General features: G+C 33.9%; 7 protein-coding genes. All 7 read right to left on the bottom strand.

Annotated elements, in window-relative coordinates:
- Positions 1–308 precede the first annotated feature (308 nt).
- On the bottom strand, positions 309–692 hold the full coding sequence (locus ACTTKP_RS10545; protein ID WP_442553861.1) for a hypothetical protein: 384 nt from the start codon (positions 690–692) through the stop codon (positions 309–311).
- A complete protein-coding gene (locus ACTTKP_RS10540; protein ID WP_442553860.1) occupies positions 682–1,698 on the bottom strand; it encodes an AAA family ATPase in 1,017 nt (338 codons plus the stop codon). Before ACTTKP_RS10540 ends, ACTTKP_RS10545 begins: the two co-directional genes overlap by 11 nt.
- A gap of 128 nt (positions 1,699–1,826) precedes the next feature.
- On the bottom strand, positions 1,827–2,558 hold the full coding sequence (locus ACTTKP_RS10535; RefSeq protein ID WP_442553859.1) for a Fic family protein: 732 nt from the start codon (positions 2,556–2,558) through the stop codon (positions 1,827–1,829).
- 11 nt (positions 2,559–2,569) lie between these two features.
- The gene (locus ACTTKP_RS10530; RefSeq protein ID WP_442553858.1) at positions 2,570–2,833 is read right to left on the bottom strand and encodes a Txe/YoeB family addiction module toxin; all 264 of its coding nucleotides are present in this window, start codon (positions 2,831–2,833) and stop codon (positions 2,570–2,572) included.
- Complete coding sequence (locus ACTTKP_RS10525) at positions 2,830–3,090, bottom strand: type II toxin-antitoxin system RelB/DinJ family antitoxin (protein ID WP_442553857.1); 261 nt, start codon at positions 3,088–3,090, stop codon at positions 2,830–2,832. The genes ACTTKP_RS10530 and ACTTKP_RS10525 overlap by 4 nt, the downstream gene beginning before the upstream one ends.
- Positions 3,091–3,154: 64 nt before the next feature.
- Positions 3,155–4,939, bottom strand: a complete 1,785-nt coding sequence (locus ACTTKP_RS10520; RefSeq protein WP_442553856.1) for an ABC transporter ATP-binding protein — start codon at positions 4,937–4,939, stop codon at positions 3,155–3,157.
- A 24-nt stretch (positions 4,940–4,963) separates the two neighbouring features.
- Positions 4,964–6,898 carry a WG repeat-containing protein gene (locus ACTTKP_RS10515; protein ID WP_442553855.1) on the bottom strand — a complete coding sequence of 645 codons (1,935 nt, stop codon included), beginning with the start codon at positions 6,896–6,898 and terminating at the stop codon, positions 4,964–4,966.
- Between the last annotated feature and the right edge of the window lie 58 nt (positions 6,899–6,956).

The raw sequence follows: 6,956 nt of genomic DNA, 5'->3' as shown, positions 1-6,956 counted from the left end.
TCTCATCAATCTCGCCATCAAGTACTGTTTCTATATAATTCACAGTATCATTAAATAATTTTATGATATTCACTTTAGCTCCCTCCTTCCGATTATCATGTTAGCGTTTTGGAGGATAGTTTACCCTAGAAATTGGGTACAGATTTACAAGGATAGTAATACTATATTTTTATTTTAGCTGACATGACTTCATTTTTATTTATGATATAAAATATGTTGTCTTTATTTACACTTCGTGACCAAAGTTTATCTGCATTAAAATCCTGCTTTTCCAGCATAGCAACAATATTGGAACCAAGTTTGATAAACTAACTTTTAAACTCTTTCTTAGTACAATTTGGAATAAATTTCTCTATAGATTTAATATTTGTAGCATAAACAAGCTCATCTTCAAAGTTCAAAACCTGTGGAATAACAATAATTTCTTTTATATGTTTTGAAGCTTTCAAAATTTTGATGTTTTGAGCAAGTCTGTTTAACAGTTCTTTTTCTTGAACATCCGTATCAAAAATCAATATTATTGTTGTATTAGGTTTTATACTCATAAGCCTGCTGTTTTTGATATCATTCTGTAAAATATTTAGTACATCAATCTTTCCTGATAAAATATATTTATTTTTAATTTGTTCTATAAAAGCCTTTTCTGTTTCACCCTCCACAAAATATTGAACCGGATTATTTTTAATCTTCAATAGTTATATCCTCCAGTTCATAGATTTTATCTCTACTTGGAACAACATCAAATACATCATTTTCCATTGCATTTCTAAGCGATATATCATTTTTCTTTATATATTCACTTGGATATACTACTTCTATTTTTTCTCGTTTTCTTAAAAAAGAAAAACTATGTCTTGGAAGATTCATGTCCAATAAGTCCATGTTGTGTGAGGTGAAAAATAGCTGTTCTCCGTCTCCAAGCTTATTAATCATCACACTTAAAAATGCCTGTTCCAAATCAGAATGTACATAAGAGAATTTTTCGTCACAGTAGTAGAAGCCATTTTCTCTTAAAATAATTGAACTTATCAAATTTGCTATTCTAATTCCCGCAACGGTTCCACTTGATAATTTGCTTTCCTTAATTACCTCACCTTCCTGTATAATTATCTCCTGATTTTCTTTTTTTATTACATAACTGTCTTTAACATCTAATTTTTCTACAGAGATTATATCGGTATCAAGTGCCTGCAAAACTTTTTCAAGTACTGCCAGCTTTAATCCATCATCCGTATTATTAATTAAAATGAATTCACTGCCTTCACTTAGGGCAAAATTCCAGCCTATCTTTTTTATTCTTTCATCCCCCATTGATTTGGTTGTTTCTTTTAATTTTTTACAGCATTTTTCGTATGAATCGTTTTTGGCTATATATGCTTTCTGCACTTGTATAATAACTTTTTTATCATCTGGGAAAATTTTACCAATAAATCTGTGCATAATATTTTCGACTAAAACTATATCTGCAACGAATTTCCCGATTTTATTTTTATCGTTTATAGCATTTCCTAACCCATCAAACTGTTTTAGTGCAATACTATAAAAAATATCCCTAATTGCCTTCCCTAAAGTGGTTTTTCCTGAGGCATTGCCTCCCATTATTATATTTACTTTTTTATATCTAAAATTTGGTCTTAGTGGCAGATGCTCATTCTCTATTGTGCTTCCGACTATTTTCTTAGGATAGGCAAAATTCATCTTAAAATCCTTAAACCCATAGATATTATCCAGTTCTAAATTCATTATTATCATAAACAACCTCGTATATTAGTTCTAATTTTTGTAACTAATAATAGTTTATCATTTATTTATAGAGTTTACAAGCATTAATACCCAATCCTAAAATAATCCAAATAAGCTTTATACCTGTCCTGTGCAGTTAAACAGGTATCTCTCAAGTATCCTTTTTCTGTTTCCCATTCTGCAAGACCTCGGTAATAAAACATTTTCAAATCATCTTCTATAATAAATGGTACAATGTTATATTTCAGACATTCCTTGAACATAATCAATCTTCCAACACGTCCATTGCCGTCCTGAAAAGGGTGTATTTTCTCAAACTTTGCATGAAAGTCCAAAATATCCTCAAAGCTTATTTCTTCTTTAGTATTGTACTCATTTAGAAGTTCTTTCATCTTGTCGGAAACTTCTTCAGGAATAACAGTATTCATTCCACCTGCTTCATTAGGCAGTTTTTTATAGTCTCCGACTGCAAACCACTCTTTTCTGGAGTCACTTGTTCCATTTTTAAGTATTAAATGAAGTTCTTTGATAAATTCTTCAGTAATCATAGACTTTGCATTGTCAATAATCAGGCTGACCAAACGGAAATGATTTGCTGTTTCAATCACATCATCTACATTGAGATTTCCGGTTTCTGTACCTATAGTATTAGTTTCAAAAATATACCTGGTCTGCTCGTGAGTCAGACTGCTCCCTTCAATATGGTTAGAATTATAAGTCAGTTCAATCTGGGTTTTGTGATATATTCCGCCTGAATATCCTGAAGATTTTTCTTCCTGTAAAATATCAAGCAGTAATTTATTATTATTTTGCAACATCCCCTCCACTATTTATCCCTATAGTGCGAACCACATTGAGCTATTTCAAGCATATTATCAGATACCTTAAATACAATACGGTTCTTATCATCTATACGGACACTCCAAAATCCTGCAAGATTTCCTGATAATGGTTCAGGCTTTCCTGTGCAATTATATCCATTACGGTTTATATCCTCTAAAAGACGATTAATTTTTTTAAGAGTTTTTTTGTCTTGTGACTGCCAATAAACATAATCTTCCCAAGCTTCATCAGACCAGATTTTCTTCAATTCTCTACCTCTATCAGTTCATGTTCCTTGCCTTTTCCTTCTTTGAGCTGTTTTACTGATTTTTCAAGGCGTTCCATATTAGCTGCACTATAAAACGGATCTGCTTTTACCTCGAAAGGAAGCCTCTGTTCTCTTATCACCGTTTTAACAAACATATTAACAGCAACTGAAGCATTCATACCTACCTGTTCACAAAAGGTTTCAAACCCTTTTTTATCCTCGCTATTAATTCTTATACTTAAAGTAGATTGTGCCATAAATATCCCTCCTTTTTCAACTATTATATCGCAAAAATATTACAATAGCAATACAGAGTAACATTTATCTTGCTCCCTGCTGCATCTCCATCAGATTATAAAAGCTTCCTTTCAGCTCCATAAGCTCCTCGTAGTTGCCAAATTCCTTCATACCGCCCTTTTCCATTACGGCTATTTTATCAGCATTTCTTATGGTGGAAAGTCTGTGGGCTACTACAAATGTAGTCCTGTCTTTGGCTAGCTTTGATACAGCCTCCTGTATCTGCCTTTCGGAAACTGTATCAAGTGCCGAGGTTGCCTCATCTAAGATAAGCACTCTCGGATTTCTTATAAATGCCCTTGCTATGGAAATGCGCTGTTTCTGTCCTCCTGAGAAGTTGCCGCCATGCTCCTTTAAGACCGTTTCAAGTCCTTCAGGCAGGCTGTCTACAAGTTCTCGTAGGTTTGCAGCATCTATTACCCGTTGAAGTTCATCTTCCGATACATTATCAAGTCCATAGGTAATATTTTCTCTTAAAGTACCGCTAAAAAGTATGGAATTCTGTGGTACTACAGCAAGCCTTTTACGGTAATGATGAAGGTTCATCTCCTTTATGTCACAGCCGTCTATAAGCACCCTGCCCTCAGTTGCCCTCATAAAGCCGATTACAAGGTTTAGAATAGTGGTTTTGCCTGCACCGGAAGCTCCGACTATGGCAATGGTTTCACCCGGACTTGCCTTAAACCTAAGTCCGCTAAAAAGCGGTTCATCACTGTCATCATATTTAAAACCTACATTATCAAATTCCACAAAACCCTTTATCTCAGGCTTTAGCTTATTTTGGTCTGTTCCTTCTATATCATTACTAAGCATTATGTCCGAAATCGAACTCACAGACTCAAGTCCCTTTGATACCACAGGTATAAGTCCGACTATGCCGGCTATGCTTCCTACCACAGTACCAAAATAAGACTGGTACATAGCCACATCACCTATACTTATCTTCTTATCAAGTGCCATAAATGCTGTGAAAATAAGACAGAATACTCTGAACACCTGAAATACAACCCAGCTCATCGCACCGAAATAAGTCTGTATCATATCAAGCCTGAAACCTTTATCTGCAACATTTACAAGCCTTTTTTCCATCTTGTTAAGTTCTCTGCGTTCTAGGGCATGAGCCTTTGCTACAGGTATCATTTCCATCATTTCAACTACGGAAACAGTAGTCTCTTCCATTTCTTTACGAAAGGCAGTATTGTAATTCTTTACTTTTTCTCTGAAATAGAGCATTAGCAGAACCGCTACCGGTACTGCTGCAAGGAAGAAACCAAAGACAATTTTACTCTTGGTTATAACTATAACAAGAGCTGCCACAATATTTACCACAATATAAAGTACTGTTATAAATATCTGTGCACTCAGGTTTTCTATTTGTTCCACATCTCTCATTACCTTAGACTGAAGCCTGCCGGACTCCATCTGTGTATGATAAGAAATGGATAGCTGCTGAAGTTTCCTTACAAGAGCACATCTTAACTCTTTTTCCACCTGCCTTATCGTTTTGGCATAAAAATATACATGGATATAGCTTGTAGGCACATTTTGTACGGTTAAAAGGATTATAAATACTGAGTTTATTATAATCTTTTTAACCGCCTCTGCATCAGGCTTTGTGATTATATCAATCATTGCAGCCATTACGAGGGGAGATATCCAAGACGGTGAATCTTTTATAAGAAAAAAGACTACCGACCAGAAAAGTTTTATATACTTCCCCTGATAAATGGCTATCAGTGTTTTTAACGGATTGCCTGCATTCCGTCTAAATATGCTTTCATAATCCGGTTCTTTGTAGGCTGCTTTCATAAGTTTGTCCTCTTTTAACTAATTTTACCTTACCAAAAATCCTATTTCTTCAACATCATCATAAGTTTCTTTAACTATAATACAATCACCGCTAAAAGTTAAATTTGTGTATTTAACCGGCAGAACTATCGTACCTGATTTATCGACAAGACCATAGTTATTATCTTTGTCCATAACAATGAAAATACCATCTTTGTAATCTATTATTTTTTCCCACTTGTTTTTAAACCCTGCAATTTTCTTAAACTCAGCATCGTAGATTAATACCTGTTCTGTTGTTTTATCTTTTGAGGCTGACTTAGCTTTCACAACAATATATTCTCCTGTGGAAGTTCTTTTTATAGATTTTGTATGGTTTAGGCTAAATAGCTTCTCTCCATCTTTATCTATAATTATTTCAGACATATAACCACCTGATTTACCATATTTTCTGCGTCCTAGAGAAAATATTCCCTTTGCCCTGCTTAAAATTCCAAAGAAGTCATATTTAGGTTTGTGCAACTCTTTGCCATCAGCAGCCATAATGCCGTATTTACCATCAGACATTGTCACAAGCAACGGACTTACCTTATACTTTATATTTGAAAGCTTTTTAACATTGTCGTAGGTTTCTTCAAGAACTTTTTTCTTTCCTGCTTTATTTATATATATGTAGTCTTCACCTTTTTTAACTATCATTCCTGCAGAAATATCCTTATTTTTAGTTACACCTACTTCATATGCGTGAAAAGCATTATCCAAATCGAGCTTCGTTGCTATAAGCTTACTATAGGTTGGCTTAACAAGCACCTTACCTGATTCTGAAATAATACCATATTTATTGTCAAGTTTTACTACAGCTTTCCCATTATGGAAGGTATAAATCTTGTCATATTTTTGAGAAGTCAATATCCTTCCCCTATAGTTCACAAGATACTGCTTATCATTCTTGTCTTCAACTATAGCCATATCCTTATATGTCTTTAATATATCGTTATATTTGTAACCCAGCATCATTTTTCCATCATCTCTTATTACACCGTATTTACTTGTATTTCTATCATAAATAGTAAGCAATATATGGGTACCTGTTTCTTCTTTACCTGCACCCTTATATGGGTAACTACCCTGATTAAAACCGTATCTTTCTGATTCTATAAGATTTCCGGCAACAGTGCTTATTTCCTTCCTTTTACCATTCCAAATCACCTTACCTTTAGTATTCATAATCTTCGCACTATCACCATCACTGGATGCGTATATTATTTTATATTCTCCCTCCCTATTCATAAAAAGTTCATTATATTTGTAAAGATTTTTTGCTATAATCTCAGAAACACCTGACTTCTGTGAGAGCCAAAGAAATCCAAGTCTCCCTTTTGCTTTGTCTATAATCCGAATATGTCTTCTATAATCTACTTTATTCTTATAAATTTCCTTAAATGAATCAATCTCATATCCCTTATACTTTCTTATTACTTTACAATCTCTCTTTGTATCAAGTATGACTAAGCCTTCTTTGGTTTCACAGCAGATAAACCTGTCATTTTCAATTCCTTTGCTCACTACTCCATCTCCATATGTGGCGATAACTTCATCGGCTATATTTCTAAGTCCGGAATAAATCTCATTTTCCTCTTCATCAATTATCATACCCTTATAAGAGTTTCTATTGGTAGTTACATAATAGAGTTTTCCCCCCGCAAGTGCAGTAACATCTTTATATTTAAATCCGGTCTTTTCACCTGTGGCACCAAAATATATTTGGTATTTTTTATTTGCCGCTGATGAATACACTACATTTTGTCCGTATACAGCCTCTACGTCCCCATAAATACCGCTAATTCTTGATGAACTATTTTGCCTTGATCCTATCCAGATTATGTCTTTTTCTTTCAATGCAGCCTGTGTAGAAGTCACAGTTCCCAATGTCATATATATAAAACAAGCCATTGTTACAAGTTTTTTAAATTTTTTCATACGCTCCTCCTAGTATAATAATGGTATAGTCATTCAAGACTATTTAGTTAATAAGTTT

Source organism: Catonella sp. (genome assembly GCF_052169795.1).
Lineage (GTDB): Bacteria > Bacillota > Clostridia > Lachnospirales > Lachnospiraceae > Catonella.
This window is presented reverse-complemented; position numbering and strand designations above follow the sequence as displayed.

What these genes read in the sequence shown, in the direction of transcription:
- ACTTKP_RS10540 (WP_442553860.1), bottom strand. Translation starts at nt 1,698, where the DNA reads ATGAATTTTGCCTATCCTAAGAAAATAGTCGGAAGCACAATAGAGAAT.
- ACTTKP_RS10525 (WP_442553857.1), bottom strand. Translation starts at nt 3,090, where the DNA reads ATGGCACAATCTACTTTAAGTATAAGAATTAATAGCGAGGATAAAAAA.
- ACTTKP_RS10520 (WP_442553856.1), bottom strand. Translation starts at nt 4,939, where the DNA reads ATGAAAGCAGCCTACAAAGAACCGGATTATGAAAGCATATTTAGACGG.
- ACTTKP_RS10515 (WP_442553855.1), bottom strand. Translation starts at nt 6,898, where the DNA reads ATGAAAAAATTTAAAAAACTTGTAACAATGGCTTGTTTTATATATATG.